A 23,717-nucleotide genomic window follows, 5' to 3' on the forward strand; every position below is an offset into this window, starting at 1 on the left:
TCAATTTCCCCCGTTTTTGCCGTGCTTCTTCTCGCTCGCGTTCTTGAGATCGAGATCCAGCTTCTCGAAGCTCTTGAGCGAGGTCTCTACTTGCTTGCCCAAGTCGTCGACGTTCTCGAGGAGTTCACGCCGGTAGTTGTCCCAGTTGCTGACGAAATCATCCATCTTTCCGGCGATGCTGCTATGGCCCCAGATGTCATGGATCTCGGAGCGGTGTTTGTCGATGCCGTTGAGGGCTTTCTTGATGTCCCTCAGATTCGTCCTCGAAGACGCCAGGAGTGTGTAGTCGACTACCAGGCGCTCGTGCTCCCCCATGGCCTCTCCGTTTGCACTTACGTGGTCAGCACACTCCCGTTGGGCTCAACCCACCGGCACAGTCACCGCACACGCCTCCCCGCTCCCGATCGATGATCGTGAGTCGGACATGTTTGCTGCTGCATCTTCTCCCATCTGTGCCGGGCCGGCGCAACCGCGTCTGCGGGGCCGGCCGGCTCGCCGACCTGCGCTGCGGGTGCTCGACCTGGCCCTCGGGCGGGGGCGAGAAGCGCCAAACTGGGGGAGATCGCCTGCGTGCTGCAGCTCGGCGGAACGCACTTCGCCCAACACGGCGGTTCCCGGGGCGTCTTCGAGCTCGTCAAGTGGATGCCCCCGACGTCACCGTCGAGGGCTACGGGGAGCCAACTGCGGTTCCCGCACGAGCGGGTCGAGTCGGATGGCCCCGACGCCGCCGCAGTGCCCGCCACCTCCTCGAAGTACGGCAGCAGCCACAGCCCCCTGATCCATGTGCCTCCGTTGCCTCCGTAAACAGGTTGTCCGCTTCTGCCCCCTTGGGTAGTAAGGCCCCCATGACCCAACTCGGCGCCGTCTTCCGTCCCCAACTACCCCCCGAGCGACTCCACGACATCGCCCGCCTCGCCGACGCCTCCGGTCTCGAACAGCTCTGGCTCTGGGAGGACTGCTTCCGAGAGGGAGGTATCTCGACGGCCGCTGCCGCGCTGGCGTGGAGCGAGCGGGTGCGGGTCGGGGTCGGGCTGTTGCCTGTGCCGTTGCGGAACGTCGCCATCACCGCGATGGAGGTCGCCTCGCTGCACCGGATGTTCCCGGGCCGGGCGATCGTCGGGGTCGGGCATGGGGTCCAGGACTGGATGGGGCAGGTCGGGGCGCGGGTCGAGTCGCCGGTGACGCTGCTGCGGGAGTACCTGGACGCGCTGCGGGCGCTGCTGCGGGGGAAGAGGGTAAGCGTCGAGGGGCGGTACATCCGTCTCGACGACGTCGCGCTCGACTGGCCGCCGGCCGAGGCGGTGCCCGTGTTCGCGGGGGCGACCGGGCCCCGTTCGCTGCGACTGGCGGGAGAGGCCGCCGACGGGACCATCCTCACCGCGGGCACCTCGACCGACGGCGTACGCCGGGCTCGGCGACTCGTCGACGAGGGGCGGGAGTCGGCCGGCCGTACCGATCCGCACCAGGTCGTCGTCTACCTCCTCACCGCCACCGGAGTCGACGCCACCGCCCGTCTCCGGGCCGAGCTGGCCGATGAGGGACTCGCCGACGTGCCGGACCTCGGGATCGCCGGAGACGCGGGTGCCGTAGCCAAGGCCGTACAGCGGCTCGCGGAGGCCGGGGCGGACACGGTGATCCTGCAACCGACGGGAGACGAGCCCGACCCGGAGGGCTTCGTACGGTTCGTTGCCGAGGAAGTCCGGCCGTTGGTGTCCTGACAGTCCGGGCACGAGCGGGGGCCTTCCGGCGGTCCGCCCGGGAAAATCGGCGGCGTCCCCCGGTCCTGCCCTGCGACGATCGCCCCATGCCGACCGACCACCCCCACCGCAGCTACGAAGCCCTCGTCGCCGAAGGCGCCTCCGTGCCCACCGAAGGCTGGGACTTCTCCTGGTTCGAGGGGCGGGCCTGCGAGGCGCGGCCCTCGTGGGGGTACGCCGTGGCCAAGGCCGAGCGGCTCTCCCGGGCCACCGCCGCGCTGGACATCCAGACCGGGGGAGGGGAGGTCCTGGACTTCGCTCTCGGCAAGGCGGCGGAGGGCGCGAAGGCGCCCCGCCTCGTCGTCGCCACCGAGGGCTGGCCGCCCAACCTGGCCAAGGCCACCGCGCTGCTCCGCCCCCACGGCGTCGCCGTCGTCGCCTCGCCCGAGGATGCTCCGCTGCCCTTCGCGGACGCGGCCTTCGACCTCGTTACCAGCCGCCATCCCGTCGCCCCCAACTGGCCGGAGATCGCGCGCGTGCTCCAGCCGGGCGGCACCTATTTCGCCCAGCACGTGGGCCCGCGCAGCGTCTTCGAGCTCGTCGAGCACTTCCTCGGCCCGCTCCCCGCCGAACAGAGCGCGGCACGCCACCCCGAGCGCGAACGCGCCGATGCCGAGGCCGCCGGGCTCGAGGTCGTCGATCTGCGTGCGGAGCGGCTGCGGATCGAGTTCCACGACATCGGGGCCGTCGTCCACTTTCTGCGCAAGGTGGTGTGGATGGTGCCGGGCTTCACCGTCGAGACGTACCAGCCCCAACTCCGCGCCCTGCACGACCGGATCGAGACCGAAGGTCCCTTCGTCGCCCACAGCACCCGCCATCTCTTCGACGTCCGGAAACCGAGACCCACGCCTCACGCGTGAGGCCCGACCGTCACCTCCCCGACCACCAACTCGGCCTCCGCCTCCAGCACTTCACCCACCTGCTCCACCCGCTCCCCCAACTCCCGCTCCTGCCGCGCCGTGAGCCGCCGCAGCGGCTCCACCGTGACGGTCGTACGACGGCCCCGGCGCCGCTGATGCCAGACCCCGGCCACCACACCGTCGACCAGCAGCAGCGGAAAGTTGCCGGCCTGGCCGCCCGCCAGCGCCCGCTGGTACGCGGCACCGGGGAACAGCAGCTCACGGGGCTGGGCGGCGATGCCGTAGGCGTCGAAGTACGGCAGCAGTCGCACACCGCGCATCCGATCCCGATCCCTATCCCGGCCCCGATCCGGATCCCGGCCTCCGTCCCCGTCCCCGGGGACCTCCGTATCGCCCGCCACCACCCAGGCCGCCGTCCCCTCGAAGTCGACCTCCTCGATCTCCCCGGCCTCCGTCATCCGCCCGAACAGGGCGCTCGACCAACCTCCGGGCGCCGCCAGCCACTTGGCGAACCACGCCGGGGTCGCGGGCCCGTAGGCGTGCAGATAGCTTCGTACGAGAGTCCGCACGGCGTCGTCCGCCGGCAGCGGGTCGAAGTGCGGCGGGCGGGTGTACGTCACCTTGCGGCCCCGGTTGGGGCCGAAGCACAGCGCGCCGGCCCAGCCCGCCCGGTGCAGCACCTGACGCCAGCGCGGCCACAGGGTCTGGAAGGCGGGCATCACCAGGTCACCGGCCCAGGCGCCGGTGCGCGCCACGACCTCCTCACTCAGCTCGTCCACGGTCAGGCACACCCCGTCCAGGGCGTCCCCGATCGCCGCCACGATCTGCCCGGCCTGCTCCTCGGTGACCCGTACGTCCGATGCGAAGACCGACCCGGCCGGGACGGCCGGCAACGCGGCGCACCACAGCGGGAGTTCGGCCGTGGGAAGCAGATGGACGGTCCCGCGCGGGCCGTGCGTCTTCACCAGCGACCGGTCCTCCCAGAGCGCCGCGCGCACGTCCGCCCGTGTCCTCCCCTCGGTCCGCACCCCGACCGACAACTCGGCAGCGGACAGCACCTGCGCATGCGCCCCGAGCATCGTGGCGACCACCTCGGCGACCGGGACGCCCGGCTCCGCGGAAGTGGCCAAGAACTGCCGTTCGATTCGGCGTGCGCTTGCCTCGGTCCATGTGATCCTCACCGTCATGATGCGACGCTAGGCCGGATCGAGGTCAGCCGCTGTCCTCTATGGGGACGCCCGAAGAGCGGAAGTCATCGCCGTTGGGCAAATCGGGCAATCAGCGCATCTATCCCCCATTCCCCCTTCGCATCCATGGGATTCACGAGGTTTCCACATCGTTATCACCGTCAACTCGCTTCTTACCTTGATCCCACGTAAGTTCAGACCAAGGTAATTCGCGTGAGCAAAGCTGCGCGGGCGGCACCGCGCAGTGGAGGGGGCTGCGCGGTGCCCTGCCTTCGCAGCTCACCGGCCTCGCCGCCCGGCCGCTGTCCGGCGTCAAGCGGAGGTTCGCGGCCGGGTCACCCACGTGGGGGACACGGGAACAAGTCGCCGAGCATCCCGGCAAGCCGCCCCAAAGCCTCCGGATCTCCGCAGAACCCACCCGATTGCCTTGGGAATCCGCCGTGATTCGGCCATGAATCCTCCATGAACGGGGCCTTTCCAGGCCATCGGCCCGTCGTCGCCCGACTCCGGAGAGTAGTTGTGGCACGCCGATGCGCGCAGCATCACTTACGAAGGGTTATGGTGGAAACCCCCCCTCGGGCCGGTCCGTCTCCCCCCCACGGACCGGCCCGTTTTTTGTGCGCAGACGTGCGGCTCCGCCGTGTTGGCGTGAGCGGCAACTCGACCCGCGCTCAAGTCTTCCTCCACCGCACCGGTAGGCTTCCGCCCGCGGGGACCGCCGTACGGAGGGGCTGACAAGAACGTGAACCTGCGCGACAAGCTGCGCGGCCTGCTGGTCAGGCTGTACGCGCGCCGGGTGGAAGGCCACCTGGACCACGCTCAGGTGCCGGGGCACATCGGCGTCATCATGGATGGCAACCGCCGCTGGGCGAAGGCCGCCGGCTCCACCACCGTGCACGGTCACCGCGCTGGAGCCGAAAAGATCGAGGAGTTCCTCGGCTGGTGCTCCGAGACCGAAGTCGAGGTCGTCACCCTCTGGCTGCTGTCGACGGACAACTTCGACCGGCCCCAGGACGAGCTCGGCCCGCTGCTCGGCATCATCGAGGACGTCGTGCGCACCCTGGCCGCGGATGGCCGCTGGCGGGTGCACCACGTCGGCACCCCCGACCTGCTGCCCTCCCAGATGCAGATGGCGCTGAAGGAGGCGGCGGAGGCGACGGCACACGTCGACGGGATACTCGTCAACCTCGCCATCGGCTACGGCGGTCGCCAGGAGATCGTGGACGCCATGCGGTCGATGATGCTCGACGCCGCCGACAAGGGAACCTCGATCGAGGATCTCGCCGAGTCCGTCACCATCGACGCGATCGGCCGTCATCTCTACACCGGCGACCAGCCCCACCCCGACCTGGTGATCCGCACCAGCGGCGAGCAGCGGCTGTCCGGATTCATGCTGTGGCAGACGGCCCACTCCGAGTACTACTTCTGTGACGTCTTCTGGCCGGCCTTCCGCAAGGTCGACTTCCTGCGCGCCCTGCGCGACTACGCGGCACGGCATCGCCGCTACGGCGGTTAAGGCGCGCCGCGAGCGCCCGGCCTACCCCGTTTGGGGCGGAAGTAACAAGGAGTTCACCAGCGCGCCGTCCCAGGCATCGGCATGGCGGCGCATGTTCGAGGGCATAAGCCAAGCAGGTCGACGCCCGAACCACGGGTGTCGGATCTCAGCGGACGGCACCGGAGCCGTTCGCCCGGGAGGCCCTTTGCACCAGCTCGACCGTGCGGTCTCAGCACGGAAGAAGCAGTGGAGGGCCGGTCTCCGGCCCGTGCATCGCGGCCGTCGATCGGTCCAGCTCCACTCCGTCGCTCCCCGACCTCATCCGAGGGGGTACGTCCTTCCGTGGTGACCAGCACAAAGCGCCGTATGCCAGACCGGCGCACCTATGTTCTCGACACCAGCGTTCTGCTGGCCGACCCGAACGCCCTGAACCGCTTCGACGAGCACGAGGTCGTGCTCCCCATCGTCGTGGTGACGGAACTGGAGGCCAAGCGGCACCATCCCGAGCTCGGTTACTTCGCCCGGCAGGCCCTGCGGCTGCTCGACGAGTTCCGGGTGCGGCACGGCCGCCTCGACGCCCCCATCCCGATCGGGGAACTCGGCGGAACCGTCCGTGTCGAGCTCAATCACTCGGACCCCAGCGTGCTGCCCAGCGGCTACCGCCTGGGGGACAACGACTCCCGCATCCTCGCGGTCGCCCGCAATCTGCAGGCCGAGGGATTCGACGTCACCGTCGTCTCGAAGGACCTCCCGCTCAGGATCAAGGCGTCCTCGGTCGGTCTCCTCGCCGAGGAGTACCGGGCCGAACTCGCCATCACGGGCTCCTCCGGCTGGACCGGAATGTCCGAACTGACCCTGCCGGGCGAACAGGTGGACATCCTCTTCGAGGAAGGCCATGTGTACGTCCCCGAGGCCGCCGATCTGCCCGTGCACACGGGTCTGACGATCCAGTCCGAGCGCGGCAAGGCGCTGGGGCGGGTCAGTCCCGAGGGCAACATCCGCCTGGTGCGCGGTGATCGGGAGGCGTTCGGCATCAAGGGGCGGAGCGCGGAGCAGCGCATCGCGCTGGACATCCTGCTCGACCCGGACATCGGGATCGTGTCGATGGGCGGCCGCGCCGGCACCGGCAAGTCGGCGCTCGCGCTGTGCGCGGGTCTGGAGGCGGTCCTGGAGCGCCGCCAGCACCAGAAGGTCATGGTCTTCCGTCCGCTGTACGCGGTGGGCGGGCAGGAGCTGGGCTATCTGCCGGGCTCCGAGTCCGAGAAGATGAGCCCCTGGGCGCAGGCGGTCTTCGACACGCTGTCCGCGGTCGCCAGCCGCGAGGTCATCGAGGAGGTCACCGCGCGCGGGATGCTCGAGGTCCTGCCCCTCACCCACATCCGCGGACGCTCACTGCACGACGCGTTCGTGATCGTGGACGAGGCGCAGTCGCTGGAACGGAATGTACTTCTCACCGTTCTGTCCCGAATCGGTGCCAATTCGCGGGTGGTGCTCACCCATGACGTGGCCCAGCGGGACAACCTGAGGGTGGGTCGCTACGACGGTGTCGTCGCCGTCGTGGAGAAGCTGAAGGGGCATCCGCTCTTCGCCCACGTCACGCTGACGCGGTCCGAGAGGTCCCAGATCGCCGCCCTTGTGACCGAAATGCTGGAGGACGGGCACATCTGACCCTGTCGTCCAAGTTCATAAGGGTTACGCAGTAGTTGGCGCCGTCCGGAAAGGCAGTGAGCCTAGCCGGGCGGCGCCTCGGCGTGTGCGGGTTTCCTGAAATCCCCTGGGGCAAACGAGGTGTGAGCTTTCACACGCAACTCAGAATTGCCACTCGCCGTCTGGTTACGGCAGAGTCTCACTCCTGTCAGGCCCCGCATACGACACATCTGTACCCCCAGCGGTACGGCACCACAGCAACACCAGCTTCAACTCCATAATCGACGTCGTATGCCGCCCGAGCACCATGCGGCGCCTCCCTCACGGGAGTTGCCCACCGGGCCCGAACCTCCCGTGACCCAGCAGTTGGGAGGTCAGCGTCAGGGGCAAGATTGCGTCCGCCAGGGTCACCGAAGCGGGCGATGCTGGAAGGAAACCGTGTGAGTCCGATTTCGGTCCGGGGATTCGCAGTGGCCTCTGCCACCGCGGTCACCGCTGTCGGAAGCGTCGTCGGCGTTGCCTCGGGCAGCACCGCGCAGACGAACGACGCCGAGGCGGCAGTAGCCGATTCGACGCTCCTCGCGGACATACCCGCGGGCCAGCAGGCCCAGGTGCAGACCGCGTCCCTGACGCAGCAGGCCAATGTCCAGGCCATCGCCGCCGACGCGAGCGCCAAGAAGGACGCCGAGGAATCGGCTCGCAAGGCTGCTGCCCAGTCGGCTGTCGAGAAGAAGGAAGCCGCCGAGAAGGCGGCGCAGGACGCCAAGGAGCGCGCCGAGGCCAAGGCCGCCGCCTCCCGTGACTCCTCCAGCTTCCCCGTCCAGAGCTCGTACACCATTGCGCAGATCCAGGCGATGGCGCGCCAAATGGTGCCGAGCGGTCAGTGGACGTGCTTCAGCAACATCGTGGACCACGAGTCCAGCTGGAAGTACACGGCGGTCAACGCCTCCTCCGGCGCCTACGGTCTCTTCCAGGCTCTGCCCGGCTCCAAGATGTCCTCCGTGGGATCGGACTGGCAGACCAACCCGGCCACCCAGATCAAGTGGGGCCTCAACTACATGGACAGCCGCTACGGCAGCCCGTGCGAGGCCTGGTCCTTCTGGCAGGCCAACCACTGGTACTAGAGCCGCTCGGCCACCGGCCGACGCTCAACCCCGCGCAGCCCCTCACCGTCCTACGGTGGGGGGCTTTCGCCCTGTTGTACGGTCTGACGGACGACTCACAGGCTCCAGGGGGGAGTGGTGGGGAAAGACGGGGGAAAGGGACGGACACGGATCATGTCGCGAGTGCCTGAGTGGCTCGGTCGGCTCGGCCACGGACTGACCGAGATGGGCGACCGCCTGGACGAGCGCCGCGCGGAGGCGGAGCGCGAGGAGGCCGAGCCTCCCGAGGAGCCCCCGCCGCCCGCCGATGACGTGCCCCCCGATCCCGTTCCCCGCCCCGATCCCGCGCAGGTCGTCCCGTGGGGCATGCGCGTCGCCGCCGAGGCCGGCTGGCGGCTGCTCGTCCTGGCGGGCACGGTCTGGGTCCTCATGCGGGTCATCAGCGCCGTACAACTCGTCGTCCTCGCCTTCGTGGCCGCGCTTCTGATCACCGCGCTGCTCCAGCCGACGGTGGCGTGGCTGCGGCGCTACGGCGTCCCGCGCGGCCTCGCGACCGCGCTCACCGCGATCCTCGGCTTCGTCGTCATGGGCCTGATCGGGTGGTTCGTGACCTGGCAGGTCATGGAGAACATCGACAATGTCTCCGACCAGGTCCAGGACGGCATCGACGAGTTGCGCAACTGGCTGCTCAACAGCCCGTTCCATGTCACGGACAAGCAGATCAACGACATCGCCGAGAACCTGCGGGAAGCGGTCGGCGCGAACACGGACCAGATCACGTCGGCCGGCCTGGAAGGCGTGACGGTCGTCGTCGAGGCGCTGACGGGCATCCTGCTCGCCGCCTTCTCGACGCTCTTCCTGCTCTACGACGGCAAGCGCATCTGGGAGTGGACGCTGAAGCTGGTGCCGGCGGCGGCGCGGCCCGGCGTCGCGGGTGCGGGTCCGCGCGCGTGGCGCACGCTGACCGCCTATGTGCGCGGCACGGTGATAGTGGCTCTGATCGACGCCGTCTTCATCGGCCTCGGCATCTACTTCCTGGGCGTCCCGATGGCCGTTCCGCTGGCGGTCTTCATCTTCCTGTTCGCGTTCATCCCGCTGGTGGGCGCGGTCGTCTCGGGCGCGCTGGCGGTGGTGGTCGCGCTGGTGACACAGGGCGTGTTCACGGCGGTCATGTCCCTGGCGGTCGTGCTGGCGGTGCAGCAGATCGAGGGGCACATCCTCCAGCCGTTCATCCTGGGCCGCGCGGTCCGGGTCCACCCGCTGGCCGTGGTCCTGTCCGTCGCCGCGGGCGGCATGATCGCCGGGATCGGCGGCGCGGTGGTCGCGGTGCCCTTGGTCGCGGTGACCAACACGGTGGTCGGCTATCTGCGCTCGTACTCCCGGGAACAGGCCCTGAAGCAGTCGCCTCGGCCACGGGGCGCCACGGCGATGGACGTCGCCCCCGCGCCCCCTCCGACGGACGACACCGGCCCCAAGGAGGGCCCCGCCCACCAGGGGTGAGCGAGGCCCGCCTGGGAATCGTTCAAATGAGCGCCGAACAAAGCGAATTGAACGGCTCTACGCTTCAATTTCCGTCAGCTGGGAGCAGCTCGGAATAACCCGGCCGAAATATGCCTCACGGCTGATACACATACCCCCCTCAGTGCTACGCGCCAGGCGTATGTGCGAAATGCCAGGGGGAGTGATGTCGGGCCTTCGCGACCCCTTCGACCTCGACCAGGTCGGTCACGACCTGCTGGCGCACGCCCTGACGCTGTGCGGGCGGGAGGAGTTCACCGGGGAGCTGAGGGTGGCCGGAGCGCCCGGCGGCACCCTCCATCTGCGCAACGGGCTCGTCGTGGGTGCGCAGAGTCCCGGCGCCCCCGGACCCGAGGCGCTGCTGCTGCGCTCGGGCCGGGTCAGCGGGGAGGAATGGGCCGCGCTGGTACGGGAGTCGGGCGGGGCGCGCTGGCCGGCGGCCGGGCTGATCGCGCGTGGCTATGCCGGGGCCGCCCAGCTCAGGGTCGTGTGTGTGATGGCGCTGCACGACGCGGTCTTCGCGGTCCTCGCCGGCCGGGTGCACGGCTGTGAACGCGTCGCCGAGACCGAGCCGTTCGCCACGGTCGCCGTCGGCGAGGCGTCGAACCGGCTGCTCCAGGAGGGCGTCCGGAGGCTCACCGCCCTGGCCGCGCTGCCGCACCCCGTACACCCCGACCGGGAGCGCCCGCATCCGGTCCCGGGCATGGACGCCGGCCCTCTCACCGCGCTCCACCGCGAGCTGCTCTCCCACGCCGATGGCCGCAGCACCGCCCGTGACCTGGCCTTCCGCACCGGGCGCGGCGTCTACACCGTCACCGTCGAGATGGCCCGGATGCTCGGCGAGGGACTTCTGGAGTGCGCCGCGTCACCCACCCCGATCCCGGTCCGCCCCCTCCCCGGCGGCCAGGGGGTGCGGCAGCGCGATCCGTCGCCTCCCGCCACCCCGCCTCTCGGCCCCGGCACCCTGCCCCGCCGTAAACCCGGCGGATTCTTCCGGCTGCGAAACGGAGCCCCCAAATGAGCCCCCAAATGGGCCCCAAAAAAAGCCCCACAAAGATCCCTCGAATGAAGAAGCCGAACAGATCCGAACAGAAATAGGGGAGTTGAATACATGGATCACGAAGCACTGGCACTGGAAATGCGTGGACTGCGCGAACAGGTGACCGGCATCACCGACACGGCGGTCGCCGCCGCCGACGGACTGCTCATCGCGGCGGACACCGCCGACTCCATCGATCCGGAGGGCCTCGCCGCCCTCGCCGCGGCCGGCCTCGGTCTCGCCCGCCGTACCGCACAGGCGACCGCCCGGGGCACCCTGCGCCAGACCGTGACCTACGGCAGTCACGGCTGTGCGGCGTTCTACGCGGTCGGCGACACCGCCCTGATGGTCGTCCTCGGCGACGAGGGCATGGACGTGGACCGACTGCACCGGGCGACCCAGCCCGCTCTCGACCGTATCGGCTCGATCCTCACGCACAAGGCAGCGGAAGGAGTCTGAAGGGATGGCGACGAAGCGTATGACCCCCGGTTTCTCCGATCAGGTGATGGGCCTGGTCAAGTCACTGCGTACCGATGCCCCCGACTGTGTCGCCTCGGGCGTGGTCGACATGTCCACCGGCATGCTCCTTTCGTACGAGACCGTCGAGAACCATCCGCCGGAGGTCCTGGACCTGCTGGCGGGTGCGACTCTCGACCTGTTCCAGGGCCGCACGGTCGTGATGATCGAGGACGTCTTCAAGGAACGCCGCGGGATGGGCGGTGACAACCACTTCTTCCAGGAGATCCTGGTCAACAGCGAGAACCTCACCCACCTGTTCATCCGGCTGAACGAGCAGCAGGACGTGGTGGCCGTGGTGGTCTGCCGGAAGTCGGTGAACGTGGGCATGCTCTTCGCCCAAGTACGGCGGGTGGTAAGGGAGTACAGCCTCTGAGCACACGGAAAGGGCCCCTCCCGAATGGGAGGGGCCCCACCGTCGCGGCGACTACTCCGTGCGCAGCCCGTCCGGCCGCATCAGCCGCAGCAGCGGCGGCAGGCTGAGCAGCGTCACCACCAGGACGACCGCGGCGCCCGCGCCCGTCATCGACAGCACGCTCGCCCAGTCCACGGACACCGGGGTGTTCGTCATCTTCAGCAGGACCACGCCGAGCGTCAGCCCCACCGTCGAGGCCAGCACCAGCCCGAGGCCGACCGGGATCGCCGTCTGCCACAGCACCGACAGACTCAGCGTGGAGCGCTTGGTGCCGAAGGCGATCAGGGCGGACAGCAGCTTCTTGCGTTCACGCAGCTGCTCCAGCTGGGAGACCAGCAGACTCGCGCCGATCAGTGCCAGGACCGCGGCGGCGCCGACGAACAGGCCGGTACGGATGGACTCGTACGTGTCGTCGCGTGCCTCGGAGACCCAGACCATGGGCTCGTCGTACGGGTCGATACGCGCCGCCGTGTTGCGGACGTACTCCCGTGCGCCGGGCAGGGACTCGTCGAGCCGCAGATAGAGGTCCCCGGAGATGGTCTTCTCGGCCCCCTTGGGCAGGGCGCTCGGCGTCATCAGGAGGCCGCCGTTCTTCATGCCGGTCGGGTCCTCGATCGACTGGGCCTCCTTCAGGTTCTTCGGCACGGTCCAGGCGATCGAGGGCACCGGCTCGGCGCGGCTGGCGCCGTCGAACCAGAGCGTGCGCCCCTGCTTCACCAGTTCGGGAGCCTCGTAGTCGTACTCGCCGCCCTTGATGAGGAAGACGTCGCCGTCCCGGCACGAGGGCAGCTTCGCCATCTCGCGCAGGGACGCGCAGTCGCCGACGGTCACCTGGGCCCATTTCTCGGGGTCCTTGGGCTTCTCACCGAGGTACCCCGACGACAGCGCGAGGGTGCTCTTGACTCCCCGGGTCGCCTCGAACTTCGCCTGCGTCGCCGAGAGGGAGACGCCGGTCGGCACCTCCACCTCCATCTGGGCGCGGGACACGTCCTTGCCGGTGGGTTCCGTGTAGTCGCCGTCGACGCCGGCGAACAGCATCTGGAGCGCGATCGCCCCGGCCACCGCCACCGCGATGCCGTTGACCATGCGGGCCGCCGTACCGCTGCTCAACTGGAGCCTGCGTACGGCCAGTTGCCAGGCCACCGGACCCGCGCCGAGCCGGGCGACGACCGCCTCGACGACCCAGGGCAGCAGCGCGGTGATGCCGACGAGCAGCAGCACGACACCGCCGGTGACGAGGTACTGGTTGAAGTCGCCGCCGTCGTTGCCCTGGCCGATCATCGGGTAGAGCAGGGCGATTCCGCCCACCGGCAGCAGCAGCCGCCACCACAGCCGGCGTCGCGCGGGCTTCGCCGTCCGCACCACACCGAGAGGCTCGATCACCACACCGCGCAGGGCGAGTTGGGTGACGACCACGGCCGCCGCGGGAACCGCGATGGCCACCAGCAGGGCCAGCAGCGGCGACGGGTTCAGATAGCTCGGGAAGAGGCTGATGTCGAACACCTCGACCGAGCCCACGAACTCCCGGGCGCCCAGGAAGAACGCGGCGCCGAAGAGCACGCCCACCGCGGCCCCCGCGAGCGCCTCGCCCGCCGCGATCCGCCGGGTCATCCGGGCATCGGAGCCCACCAGCCGCAGCGCCGCGAGCCGCCGGTCCCGTCGCTCACCGCCGAACCGTACGGCCGCGGCGATGAAGACCGCCACGGGCATCAGCAGCACGATGAAGACGACGAGGATCAACAGCAGCAGGACCGGGTCCATGCGGTCCGTCGGGGTCGGCTCCGGGTTCCCGAACTGGTGGATGCGCTCCGCGTGGCTCGCGTTCATGTGCGCCGCGAGCCCCTCGGCGCCCCGGTAGAAGGCGAGTTCGGCCGAGCCGACCAGCCCGCTCTCCCCGATGGTGCCGACGATCCGGTCCGGCAGCCGCTCGCGCAGCAGCTTGCCGTCGTCCGACTCCAGGAGCTTCTTGAGGGCCGGGGAGACCATCATCTCGCCCACCGCCGGGAACCTCCGCACCCCCGGCGGCAGCGGCGCCTTCGCCCCTTCGGGCTCCAGCTCCCGCCCTCGTACGCTCTTGTCGTGGTACGTCGTGCCGACGGAGGCGACGATCAGGGTGTCGTCGGCCTTCTTCAACGGGGTCGCGCTGAACGACGAGTCGGCCCGTGCGTCCTCCCGGTCGCTGCGTGCCGCCAGCGCGTTCGGTATCGCGGTCGTCAGCAGCAGCAGCGCCACCCCGAGCCCCACACCGACGGCCGTCAGTACGACCCGGACCCAGCCCTCACGTCCCCCGGCGAACGCGAACCTGACCCCCATCGCGAGGTCCCGCGTCCACTGCTTCATACGACTCGCTCCATGTCCCGGGACTTCCCGTCCCGTACGACGATCTCGCGGTCGGAGTAGGCCGCCACCCGCGCCTCGTGCGTGACCAGTACGACGGCCGCGTTGGTGGATCGCGCGGCCTCGGTCAGCAGCTCCATCACCCGCTCGCCGTTGAGCGAGTCGAGCGCGCCGGTGGGCTCGTCGGCGAACAGCACCCGCGGGCTGGTCACCAACGACCGTGCCACGGCGACCCGTTGCCCCTGACCGCCGGAGACCTCACCCGGCCGCTTCTTCTTCAGGTCGTCGACCTCCAGCCGCTCCATCCACGTCAGGGCGGTCCGCTCGGCCTCCTTGCGGGAGGTGCCGTTGAGCCGCAGCGGCAGGGCGACGTTCTCCACACAGGTCAACTCGGGGACGAGCTGGCCGAACTGGAAGACGAACCCGAACTGGGAGCGCCGCAGCTCGCTGCGCTGGGCGTCGTTCATCGTCGCCATCTCGCGCCCGCCGTACATGATCGAGCCCGAGTCGGGTGTCACGATCCCGGCGAGACAGTGCAGCAGCGTGGACTTGCCGGACCCGGAAGGGCCCATCACGGCGACGACCTCGCCCGGGTGGATGGAGAACTCGGCGCCGTCGAGCGCCAGGGTCGGGCCGTACGCCTTGCGCAGGTCGTCGGCCACGAGCAGGGAACCAGCGGGAGTCATTCGGCCACCACCTGTGCGAGCTTGTCGAGACGCGCGGCGGTCAGTTCCAGCCAGCGCAGATCTGCTTCGAGATGGAACAGGGCGTGGTCGCAGATGAGTTGATCGGCGAGGTCCCCCTTCCGCTTCCGGTCGGTGAGGATCCGCATCATGCGCAGATGCTCCGAACGCTGCGTGTCGAGGATGTCGGCGGCGTCGCGGTGCGTGAGCAGCGCCAGGACGATCTTCGTGTACAGCGTCGACTGCAGATACGGCTCGGGCTTCTCCGGCGTGGCCAGCCATCGCTGTACGTCGGTGATGCCGGCCTCGGTGATCGCGTACCGCTTGCGCTCGGGCCCGCCGCCGGCCTCGATGCCGTCGACCTCGACGAGCCCGTTCTTCAGCAGGCGGGACATGGTCGAGTAGACCTGGCCGTAGTGCAGGGGCCGGTCGTGACCGAACTTCTCGTCGAAGGCCCGCTTCAGGTCGTAGCCGTGGCGGGGTCCGGACTCCAGGAGTCCCAAAAGGGTGTGACCGATGGACATGCGGAGGACTGTACACGCGGCGTATACACGGCATGTATACGTCGAGTGTGCAGATCGCGTGGGCAGGTGTCGAACCGCAGGTGAGGGCCGATTGTCACGGTTCTGCTACACGGATCTCAGGCCTCCGGATCCACCGGGGGCCGCCCCCGGCGCGGGATGGGCCCGGCCTCGCCCGGCAGTCGCCCCGCGTCCGCCAGGGCCTTCCGCAACAGGAACTCGATCTGCGCGTTCGCCGACCGCAGCTCGTCCCCGGCCCACCGGGCCAGCGCCTCGTAGACCGACGGGTCCAGCCGCAGCAGCACCTGCTTGCGCTGCTGCGGCCGCCGCTTCGGCGCGGACTCCTCCGTCACTGGTAGAGGGTCCCCGTGTTCAGGACGGGCTGTGCCGCGCGGTCGCCGCACAACACCACCATCAGGTTCGACACCATCGCCGCCTTGCGTTCGTCGTCCAGCTCCACGATGCCCTGCTCGCTGATCCGGGCGAGCGCCGCCTCCACCATCCCGACCGCTCCGTCCACGATCTGCCGCCGCGCCGCGACGATCGCCCCGGCCTGCTGCCGCTGGAGCATCGCCGAGGCGATCTCGGGAGCGTATGCGAGGTGGGTGAAGCGGGACTCGATGATCTCGACGCCGGCCGCCTCCACGCGCGCGTGCAGTTCGAGGGCGAGCTTCTCGGTGATCTCCTCGGCGTTGCCGCGCAGGGAGAGGCCGCTCTCCTCGTGGGCGTCGTAGGGGTACTCGATGGCGATGTGCCGGACGGCCGCCTCGGTCTGGGTGGAGACGAACTCGATGTAGTCGTCCACCTCGAAAGTGGCCTGCGCGGTGTCCTCGATCCGCCACACCACGACCGCGGCGAGCTCGATCGGGTTGCCATAGGCGTCGTTGACCTTCAGGACGGCCGTCTCGTGGTTGCGCACCCGCGTCGAGATCTTGGTGCGCGAGGTGAAGGGGTTCACCCAGCGCAGCCCGTCCTGCCGGATCGTCCCCCGGTAGCGCCCGAAGAGCTGCACGACCCGCGCCTCGCCCGGCGCCACCGTGTTCAGCCCGCACATGGCGAGAAACGCGGCGAGTCCGACCAGGATCCCGCCGACGATCAGCGCGGCCTTCCCGCCGGTCGCCGAGACCGCCGTAGCGCCCGCAATCATCCCGGCGCCCGCGAACAGCCCCAGCAGCCCGAGGAGCAGGGCGAGTCCGCCGCCGATGCTGTGGGCGGTGAACTCCCGCACGCGTGGGGCGGGCATGTCGGGTACGTCGACGGTGGTGTCGTCGTGGGTGGTCATGGGTGGTCCCCCGGTTCTCGAATGTTCTCGTACGGCTAGCTAAGTGATATCACTTTTACCCTCGAAGGCAACCCTTCACACCACTCGCTCGTCAGTTCCGTAAGGAACGGGTGCTGATTGTCACGTCCGCAAAAGACCGGATCGGGCGCCCTTTGTCGCATCTCCCGGTGTTAGCTTTCTGAGCTGACCTGAGCGGCGAACCTGTGTGACGCATGCGCACACACGAGCGAAGCGGAGCGGAACGGACCCATGGGACGAGCGGAAGAAAGACGAGCGCGGCAGCGCGGCGGTCGCCGCGCCGCGCCCAAGGGCCGTTCGTCGAGGGCGGCCAGCGCTTCGACCGGGGCTTCGACCAGGGCTTCGGCCCGGGCATCCGGCGGCGGCGACAAAAGCCTCATACGCCGGATCTTCACCTGGAAGAAGATCCTCGGCACGTTCCTCGGCTTCTGCCTGCTCGGCATCGGCGCCTTCATCGTCCTGTACATGATGGTTCAGGTCCCCGAGGGGAACGCGCAGGCCGAGCTCCAGAGCAACACCATCAAGTACAGCAACGGCGACGTCCTGGTCCGCGACGGCAAGGTGAACCGCGAGACCGTGGACCTCGCCAAGATCCCCAAGAAGGTCCAGCTCACCTTCGTCGCCGCCGAGAACAAGTCCTTCTACCAGGACTCCGGCGTCGACCTGAAGGGCACCGCCCGCGGTCTGCTCAACACGCTGTCCGGCAAGGGCAAGCAGGGCGGTTCGACGATCACCCAGCAGTACGTCAAGAACTACTACCTCACCCAGGACCAGACGGTCACCCGCAAGCTCAGGGAGCTGGTGATCTCGCTCAAGGTGGACCGCCAGAAGTCCAAGGACGAGATCCTCGCGGGCTACATCAACACCAGCTACTACGGCCGTACCGCCTACGGCATCCAGGCCGCCGCGCAGGCCTACTACCGCGTCGACGCCGAGGATCTGAGCGTCCAGCAGGGCGCCTACCTCGCCGCGCTGCTGCAGGCGCCGAGCCAGTACGACTGGGCCACCGCCTCGGACTACAGCAAGAAGCTGGTCAAGCAGCGCTGGAACTACGTCCTGGACAACATGGTCGAGGAAGGCTGGCTGGACGCCTCGAAGCGTGCGGAGATGAAGTTCCCGACCCCCAAGGAGCCCAAGGCCGAGTCCGGGCTCAAGGGGCAGAAGGGCTACTTCGTCAAGCTCGCCAAGCAGCAGCTCGTCAAGCAGCTGATGGCCCGGGACAGCCTCACCCAGGACGAGGCGGAGGCCCAGTACGACCGGGGCGGCTGGACCATCACCCTGAACATCGACAAGAAGAAGCAGGCGCAGCTGGAGAAGGCCGTCAAGGCCCAGCTGACCGACAAGCTGGACCCGGACAAGCGCAAGGTCGACAAGAACATCCAGGCCGGCGCCGCCTCCGTCGACCCGAAGACCGGGAAGATCGTCGCCCTGTACGGCGGCGAGGACTACACCACGCACTTCTTCAGCAACGCCAACCGCACCGACTACCAGCCCGCGTCGACGTTCAAGCCGGTCATCCTGGCCGCCGCCCTGGAGGACGGCGCGGTGACCCAGGACGACAAGAAGATCACCGCGAGCACGGTCTACGACGGCACCAGCAAGCGTCCGGTCGAGGGCAGCGACATCGCCTTCGCCCCGGAGAACGAGGACGACCAGGACTACGGCGACGTCACCGTCCAGACGGCGATGAACAAGTCCATCAACTCCGTCTTCGCGCAGCTGGGCGTCGACGTCGGCATGGACAAGGTCCTCAAGACCGCCGCCGACCTCGGCATGGACACCGGTGACCTGAAGGCGCTGCCCGCCTACACCCTGGGCACGATGGGCGCGAGCCCGATCCAGATGGCCGGGGTCTACGCCACCCTCGACAACCACGGCAAGAAGGTCACCCCGACCATCATCAAGTCGGCCGAGCGCAACGGCAGCGAGGTCGAGATGCCCGACCCGGTCGGCGAGCAGGTCATCAGCCGCGAGACCGCCGACACGGTGACCTCGATCCTGACCGGCGTGGTCGACGACGGTACGGCCAAGACGTCCGTCCGTGACAACCCGAAGCGCGACGGCCAGGAGGTCGCGGGCAAGACGGGTACGTCCGACGACAACAAGTCGGCCTGGTTCACCGGTTACACCCCGGACCTGGTCACGTCGGTGGGTCTGTTCGGCGAGGACTTCAAGACCAAGGCCCAGGCCAAGATGTACAACGCGGGCGGCTTCGAGCGCGTCAACGGCGGTGGCTTCCCGGCGCAGATCTGGTCGGCGTACATGTTCGGTGTGACGTCCACGTCCGCCGAGTTCGACCTGGACACCGACCAGGGCGCGGCGGTCGAGCCGACGTGGACGCCGACGCAGACGCCCACCCAGACCCCGACGCAGACCCCGACCCAGACTCCGACGCAGACACCCACGCAGACCCCGACCCAGACGCCCACGCAGACTCCGACGCAGACCCCGACCCAGACTCCGACGCAGACACCCACGCAGACGCCGACGACGAAGCCACCGACGGACGGCATTCCGGAGGATCCGGTGGACCCGGGGGACGATCAGTAGCGCACAACGAAGGGCGCCCGGCATCCGCCGGGCGCCCTTCGTCTTCTCAGCTTCGGTTCAACTCGAACCAGACCACCTTGCCGGTGCTCAGCCGGGTCGCCCCCCACCGGCGCGCCAGCTTGTTGACGAGGTACAGCCCCCGCCCACCCTCGTCGGTGGCCCGGGCCTGCCGCAGCCGCGGCAACTGAGGGACGTCGTCGCCGACTTCGCAGCGCAGCACATCGGTCCGCAGCAACCGCAACGTCACCGGCCGCGAGGCGTACCGCACGGCATTGGTCACGACCTCGCTGACCAGCAGCTCCACCGAGTCGGACATGTCCTCGAGTCCCCAGCGGGACAAGGCACGTCGGGCCAGCCGCCTGGCACGCCCCGGTGCCGCGTCCTCCGGCTCCAGGAACCAGTACGCCACATCACTCGGCGCGATCCCCTCGAAGCGGGCGGCGAGCAGCGCGATGTCGTCGTCCCGGTCGCCCGGCCCGAGCATGTCGAGCACCTCGTCGCACAGTGCCTCCAGCGGCGGCGGATGATCCGGCCCGGTCAACTGCGCGGTCGCGGCGAGCTTCTCGCGCAGTTGCTCTATGCCGCTCCACACGTCCCGAAGGCGCGATTCGACCAGCCCGTCGGTGTACAGGAGCAGGGTCGCTCCGGCCGGGGCGTCCAGCTCCACGGCTTCGAAGTCGACGCCGCCGACACCGATCGGGGCGCCCGGGGGCACCCGCAGCACCTCCGCCCGGCCGCCCAGGTGGAGCAGGACGGGCGGCGGATGGCCGGCGTTGGCGATGGTGATGCGATGCGAGACCGGGTCGTAGACGGCGTAGAGGCAGGTCGCCATGCGGTCCGTGCCGAGCCGCTGGGCCTGTTCGTCGAGGTGGTGCAGCACCTCCTGCGGTGGCAGGTCGAGACCCGCGAGCGTCTGGGCCGTCGTGCGCAGCTGGCCCATGATCGCGGCGGAGGTCATGGAGTGGCCCATGACATCACCGACGACCAGCGCGACCCGGCTCCCCGGCAGGGGGATCGCGTCGTACCAGTCGCCGCCGACCCGCGCGGTCTCGGCGGCCGGCAGATAGCGCGAGGCCAGCCGGACCCCGGTCGGCCGCGGGAGCGTCTCCGGCAGCATGGTGCGCTGGAGTTCGTCGGCGATGTACGCCTCACGGCCGTAGAGCACGGCCTTGTCGATGCCGAGCGCGCTGTGCGTGGCGAGCTGGGCGGCGACCAGGAGGTCGTCCGGCTCGAAGGCGATGCGTTCCGGGCGGCGCAGGAACAGCGCGGCGCCGATGACCCGGCGTCGGCCGCGCAGCGGGGCGAGGATGGCGCGCCGGCCGCCGGGGACGATCAACTCGCCGCCCTCGCCGAGGAGTTCCGGCAGCGCGGCGCGGGCCGCCGCAGAGTCCGTGAAGACGGGGCGTACCCCCCGCAGGACCTCGGCCAGCGCGCCGCCGGTGCGCACCTCGCACAGCTCGGCGGTGACGGCCGACAGCTCGGTCAGCTCGGTCGGCTCCGGCTGGGGCGCGGGCACGGCGAAACCGCCCTCGGTGTCCCGCTCCTCCGGTATCCGGTCGGTGCGGCGCAGCCGCAGCACCAGCGGGCCGGTGGGCCGCTCGTCGCCTACCGGCAGCGGGTCGCGCAGATAGACCAGGATCGCGTCCGAGAAGGTCGGCACGGTCGCCCGGCACAGCCCCATCACGATCTCGTCGAGGTCGATGCCACGGGCGATCCGCCGGGTCGCGGCGCCCACGAACCGCAGCCGGTCGCCGTCCCGCCGCATCGGTGTGGGCCGGCCGAGCGCCTGACTCTGTCCGGTCCGCCGCTCAGGGCCGTCGGACGCGGTCTCCGACGGGGCGGGGACGGCCTCGGGCACCGGTCGCGGACGGTGGGTGTCCGGCTCGGCGGCCACGGTGGGCTGGGAGTGCTCGGGGTCGCCGCCGGGCACCGGTGCCGGGATGTCGGCCCCTGGGGGCGGTGTCGGCGTCTCGCCGGCCCGGGCCTGTGCCGGTAAGGCGCTGTGCGGGGGCGTGGAGGCACGCAGGAGCGCCCCGCGAGGGTCCGCGGGGTCGGCGCCCGGCTGGGGGCGCTCGAAGGAGGTGGGCTGCTCCGTCACGCGTGTCGAATCCGTCCGTCGGTGGCTGCGCGCCGCGCGCTCAGTTCGTCCCGCCGAAATGCCGATACCCGGTATACGTGCCCCAGGAACGGAATTCCCGCGTGGTCAGAGGATGTTCCTGTGCCACCGGCGGAGCGTCTGGCCTCCGTACCGGTGTTGCCCTCGTACCCCTCGCTCACGTCCTGCCGCCCCTCGGTGACGAATGGTCAAGCTTGATGCACGCTCCGGTAGTTGCCGCCGCGCGCTCTTGCGGAGGACGATCCTACGTTTGTTGCCCGGGGGCGCATCAAGGGTCTCATGAGGACATGTGCGCGGGCGTGCGGTCCCAGTCTTCCGGCAGCAACGGTACCGACCAGGACGGATCCGGGCGCCAGTGCTGCCAGCCGTCCGCGTACGGGGTGCCCCAGGAGCGGATCACCTCCACCGCCGAACTCCCGGCCCGACGCACCCGTTCGGCCTGCGCCGCGTCCATCAGCCCGTCCCGCTGGGCCTGCGCGAACTCGTCCTCGTCACGCCAGTCCCAACTGCGGTCCGGGTACACGCAGATGTCCAGGAAGTGGTCCTCGGAGTCGACCCCGCCGTCCCAACGGGTCAGCGGTTCCTCCAGGTTCACGTACCAGTTCTTGAACAGCCAGCCCGACTCCCAGAACAGCCACACCGACCACGGCTCGCCCGGCCGCGCCAGCTTCAGCACACCGGTGCCGAACCAGCGGTCGCGCTGCACGGCACGCGGCTTGGTGTACCGGGTCTCCAGCGGCTCCGCGTGCACCGAGGTGCCGTCGGCGAGCACGGGCTTCACACACTCGGTGCCGGGGGCCATCCACACGGCCAGCAGATCGTGGTCGTCCCGGACGACGGTCACAGGGCGTGCGATATGAAAGCGCGCGGAGCCGTTCTCCCGGTACCGCCACAGGATCTGACTCCCGGGCTCCCAGAAGGACGTCGACCTGCCCGCTTCCACCGCTCTCACCGCTCCACCGTCTGCCATGAACAGATATTAGGTGCCATGGGCATACGACGCTGCGGTGCGCGTCACGGTTCGCGTCCGGGGCGACAATGGTTACGGACGCGTCATACGCAGGACATCCAGCGCTTCGTCGAGCTGTTCGACGGTGAGGTCGCCGCGCTCGATGTACCCGCCCTCCACGACGACTTGACGAATGGTCTTCCGCTCCGCGAGCGCCTTCTTGGCGATCTTGGCGGCCTCCTCGTACCCGATGTACTTGTTCAGCGGCGTGACCACGGAGGGTGACGACTCGGCGTACTCGCGGGCGCGTTCGCGGTGCGCGACGATCCCGTCGACGGTCCGGTCGGCGAGGAGCCGGGAGACGTTGGCGAGCAGCCGCACGGACTCCAGTACGTTCCTGGCGATGACCGGCAGCATGACGTTGAGCTCGAAGTTGCCGGCGGCCCCGGCGGTGGCGACGGTGGCGTCGTTGCCGACGACCTGGGCCGCGACCATGAGCACGGCCTCGGGGATGACCGGGTTGACCTTGCCGGGCATGATCGAGGATCCAGGCTGAAGATCCGGGAGGGAGATCTCGGCGAGCCCGGTGCGCGGCCCTGAGGCCATCCACCGCAGATCGTTCGCGATCTTCGTCAGCCCGACGGCGATGGTCCTGAGCTGTCCGCTCGTCTCCACGATCCCGTCCCGGGCGCCCTGCGCCTCGAAATGGTCGCGCGCCTCCGTCAGCGGCAGCCCGGTGGCGCGGGCCACCTCCTCGATGACGGCGGCGGAGAAGCCGGGCGGGGTGTTGATACCGGTGCCGACGGCGGTACCGCCCAGCGGGAGTTCGGCGAGGCGGGGGAGGGAGGCGTGCAGCCGCTCGACGCCGTAGCGGATCTGGGCGGCGTACCCGCCGAATTCCTGCCCCAGGGTGACCGGGGTGGCGTCCATGAGATGGGTGCGCCCGGACTTCACGACGTCGGCGAACTCCTCGGACTTGGCCTCCAGGGCCGCCGCGAGGTGCTCCAGCGCCGGAATGAGATCCCGGGTGACGGCTGCGGTGGCGGCGATGTGGATGGAGGACGGGAAGACGTCGTTGGAGGACTGGGAGGCGTTGACATGATCGTTGGGATGCACGTCCCGGCCCAGCCGCTCGGTCGCCAGCGTGGCGATGACCTCGTTGGTGTTCATGTTGGACGAGGTCCCGGACCCGGTCTGGAACACGTCGATCGGGAAGTGCTCGTCCCAGTCCCCCCGAGCGACCTCCGCGGCCGCGTCCTGCACGGCCTCGGCGATGTCCTTGTCGAGCACCCCCAACTCGGCGTTGACCTTCGCCGCCGCACCCTTGATCCGTGCGAGCGCCTCGATGTGGGCACGCTCGATGCGCTGGCCGGAGATGGGAAAGTTCTCGACGGCACGCTGGGTCTGGGCGCGCCATTTGGCGTCGGCCGGGACGCGTACTTCGCCCATGGAGTCGTGCTCGATGCGGTAGTCGCTCATACCGGGTACAGCGATCGGGGATGCCGCGATGTTCCGGGACTTGGGCCGAACGGAGACATGTTCGCCGTCCCGATCCCCCGCCCGCCCGTGTCTTTCAGCCGGTCCGGCGTCCGAGGACGAGGGCTTGCCGTCCCGATCCCTCGCCCGCCCGTGTCTTTCAGCCGGTCCGGCGTTTGAGGACGAGGCCTTCGGGCCGACGGGGGTCCAGGGGGCGGAGCCCCCTGGGGGCGGGGTCGAAGGGGCGG

Annotated in this window: 21 protein-coding genes; 11 read left to right on the plus strand and 10 right to left on the minus strand. The window is 69.6% G+C overall.

Features of this window, described 5'->3' with window-relative positions; genetic code table 11:
* The gene (locus tag TN53_RS32500) at window positions 1-315 is read right to left on the minus strand and encodes a hypothetical protein (RefSeq protein ID WP_046262341.1); all 315 of its coding nucleotides are present in this window, start codon (window positions 313-315) and stop codon (window positions 1-3) included.
* Window positions 316-570: 255 nt separating this feature from the next.
* Between TN53_RS32500 and TN53_RS47975 the strand changes: the two genes are divergently transcribed.
* The 3 genes from TN53_RS47975 (at window position 571) to TN53_RS32515 (ending at window position 2,617) form a co-directional block, all read left to right on the plus strand.
* Window positions 571-804 (plus strand): hypothetical protein, encoded by a 234-nt coding sequence (locus TN53_RS47975; RefSeq protein WP_046262342.1) that lies wholly within the window; start codon window positions 571-573, stop codon window positions 802-804.
* Between the two features lie 41 nt (window positions 805-845).
* Window positions 846-1,718 (plus strand): LLM class flavin-dependent oxidoreductase, encoded by an 873-nt coding sequence (locus TN53_RS32510; RefSeq protein ID WP_046262343.1) that lies wholly within the window; start codon window positions 846-848, stop codon window positions 1,716-1,718.
* Window positions 1,719-1,804: 86 nt separating this feature from the next.
* On the plus strand, window positions 1,805-2,617 hold the full coding sequence (locus tag TN53_RS32515; RefSeq protein WP_046262344.1) for a class I SAM-dependent methyltransferase: 813 nt from the start codon (window positions 1,805-1,807) through the stop codon (window positions 2,615-2,617).
* Here the strand turns inward: TN53_RS32515 and TN53_RS32520 are convergent.
* Window positions 2,608-3,804, minus strand: coding sequence for a winged helix DNA-binding domain-containing protein (locus TN53_RS32520; RefSeq protein WP_046262345.1), 1,197 nt, complete (start codon window positions 3,802-3,804; stop codon window positions 2,608-2,610). The genes TN53_RS32515 and TN53_RS32520 overlap by 10 nt on opposite strands.
* Before the next feature lie 742 nt (window positions 3,805-4,546).
* Here TN53_RS32520 and TN53_RS32525 point away from each other — a divergent pair.
* The 7 genes from TN53_RS32525 to TN53_RS32555 all read left to right on the plus strand — a co-directional run bounded on the left by TN53_RS32525 (window position 4,547) and on the right by TN53_RS32555 (window position 11,498).
* Window positions 4,547-5,320, plus strand: coding sequence for an isoprenyl transferase (locus tag TN53_RS32525; protein ID WP_046262346.1), 774 nt, complete (start codon window positions 4,547-4,549; stop codon window positions 5,318-5,320).
* Between the two features lie 321 nt (window positions 5,321-5,641).
* Window positions 5,642-6,967, plus strand: coding sequence for a PhoH family protein (locus TN53_RS32530; RefSeq protein ID WP_046262347.1), 1,326 nt, complete (start codon window positions 5,642-5,644; stop codon window positions 6,965-6,967).
* 419 nt (window positions 6,968-7,386) lie between these two features.
* Window positions 7,387-8,070, plus strand: a complete 684-nt coding sequence (locus TN53_RS32535) for a transglycosylase SLT domain-containing protein (RefSeq protein ID WP_234441755.1) — start codon at window positions 7,387-7,389, stop codon at window positions 8,068-8,070.
* Window positions 8,071-8,223: 153 nt separating this feature from the next.
* Window positions 8,224-9,549 (plus strand): AI-2E family transporter, encoded by a 1,326-nt coding sequence (locus TN53_RS32540; RefSeq protein ID WP_046262349.1) that lies wholly within the window; start codon window positions 8,224-8,226, stop codon window positions 9,547-9,549.
* A 184-nt stretch (window positions 9,550-9,733) separates the two neighbouring features.
* Entirely contained in the window at window positions 9,734-10,588 is an 855-nt protein-coding gene (locus TN53_RS32545; protein ID WP_046262350.1) for a hypothetical protein, read from the plus strand.
* Between the two features lie 90 nt (window positions 10,589-10,678).
* Entirely contained in the window at window positions 10,679-11,065 is a 387-nt protein-coding gene (locus TN53_RS32550; RefSeq protein WP_046262351.1) for a roadblock/LC7 domain-containing protein, read from the plus strand.
* 4 nt (window positions 11,066-11,069) lie between these two features.
* The gene (locus TN53_RS32555; protein ID WP_046262352.1) at window positions 11,070-11,498 is read left to right on the plus strand and encodes a hypothetical protein; all 429 of its coding nucleotides are present in this window, start codon (window positions 11,070-11,072) and stop codon (window positions 11,496-11,498) included.
* A gap of 51 nt (window positions 11,499-11,549) precedes the next feature.
* On the opposite strand, the gene TN53_RS32560 is transcribed toward TN53_RS32555, so the two are convergent.
* The 5 genes from TN53_RS32560 to TN53_RS32580 all read right to left on the minus strand — a co-directional run bounded on the left by TN53_RS32560 (window position 11,550) and on the right by TN53_RS32580 (window position 16,360).
* Window positions 11,550-13,877, minus strand: a complete 2,328-nt coding sequence (locus TN53_RS32560) for an ABC transporter permease (protein ID WP_046262353.1) — start codon at window positions 13,875-13,877, stop codon at window positions 11,550-11,552.
* Window positions 13,874-14,560: an ABC transporter ATP-binding protein gene (locus tag TN53_RS32565; protein ID WP_046262354.1), complete on the minus strand. Its 687-nt coding sequence runs from the start codon at window positions 14,558-14,560 to the stop codon at window positions 13,874-13,876. Before TN53_RS32565 ends, TN53_RS32560 begins: the two co-directional genes overlap by 4 nt.
* Window positions 14,557-15,081, minus strand: coding sequence for a PadR family transcriptional regulator (locus TN53_RS32570; protein ID WP_046262355.1), 525 nt, complete (start codon window positions 15,079-15,081; stop codon window positions 14,557-14,559). Before TN53_RS32570 ends, TN53_RS32565 begins: the two co-directional genes overlap by 4 nt.
* A gap of 116 nt (window positions 15,082-15,197) precedes the next feature.
* Entirely contained in the window at window positions 15,198-15,431 is a 234-nt protein-coding gene (locus tag TN53_RS32575; protein ID WP_095046857.1) for a hypothetical protein, read from the minus strand.
* On the minus strand, window positions 15,428-16,360 hold the full coding sequence (locus TN53_RS32580; protein ID WP_046262357.1) for an SPFH domain-containing protein: 933 nt from the start codon (window positions 16,358-16,360) through the stop codon (window positions 15,428-15,430). Before TN53_RS32580 ends, TN53_RS32575 begins: the two co-directional genes overlap by 4 nt.
* 249 nt (window positions 16,361-16,609) lie before the next feature.
* On the opposite strand from TN53_RS32580, the gene TN53_RS32585 reads away from it, so the two are divergent.
* Window positions 16,610-18,928, plus strand: a complete 2,319-nt coding sequence (locus tag TN53_RS32585) for a transglycosylase domain-containing protein (RefSeq protein ID WP_046262358.1) — start codon at window positions 16,610-16,612, stop codon at window positions 18,926-18,928.
* A gap of 46 nt (window positions 18,929-18,974) precedes the next feature.
* On the opposite strand, the gene TN53_RS32590 is transcribed toward TN53_RS32585, so the two are convergent.
* The 3 genes from TN53_RS32590 to TN53_RS32600 form a co-directional block, all read right to left on the minus strand.
* Window positions 18,975-21,026 (minus strand): SpoIIE family protein phosphatase, encoded by a 2,052-nt coding sequence (locus tag TN53_RS32590; RefSeq protein WP_046262359.1) that lies wholly within the window; start codon window positions 21,024-21,026, stop codon window positions 18,975-18,977.
* A 295-nt stretch (window positions 21,027-21,321) separates the two neighbouring features.
* Window positions 21,322-22,014 carry a DUF402 domain-containing protein gene (locus TN53_RS32595; protein WP_199924688.1) on the minus strand — a complete coding sequence of 231 codons (693 nt, stop codon included), beginning with the start codon at window positions 22,012-22,014 and terminating at the stop codon, window positions 21,322-21,324.
* 72 nt (window positions 22,015-22,086) lie between these two features.
* Window positions 22,087-23,472 carry a class II fumarate hydratase gene (locus tag TN53_RS32600; protein WP_046262361.1) on the minus strand — a complete coding sequence of 462 codons (1,386 nt, stop codon included), beginning with the start codon at window positions 23,470-23,472 and terminating at the stop codon, window positions 22,087-22,089.
* Window positions 23,473-23,717 lie beyond the last annotated feature (245 nt).

Origin of the sequence: Streptomyces sp. WM6386 (genome assembly GCF_000972385.1) — a bacterium.
Lineage (GTDB): Bacteria > Actinomycetota > Actinomycetes > Streptomycetales > Streptomycetaceae > Streptomyces.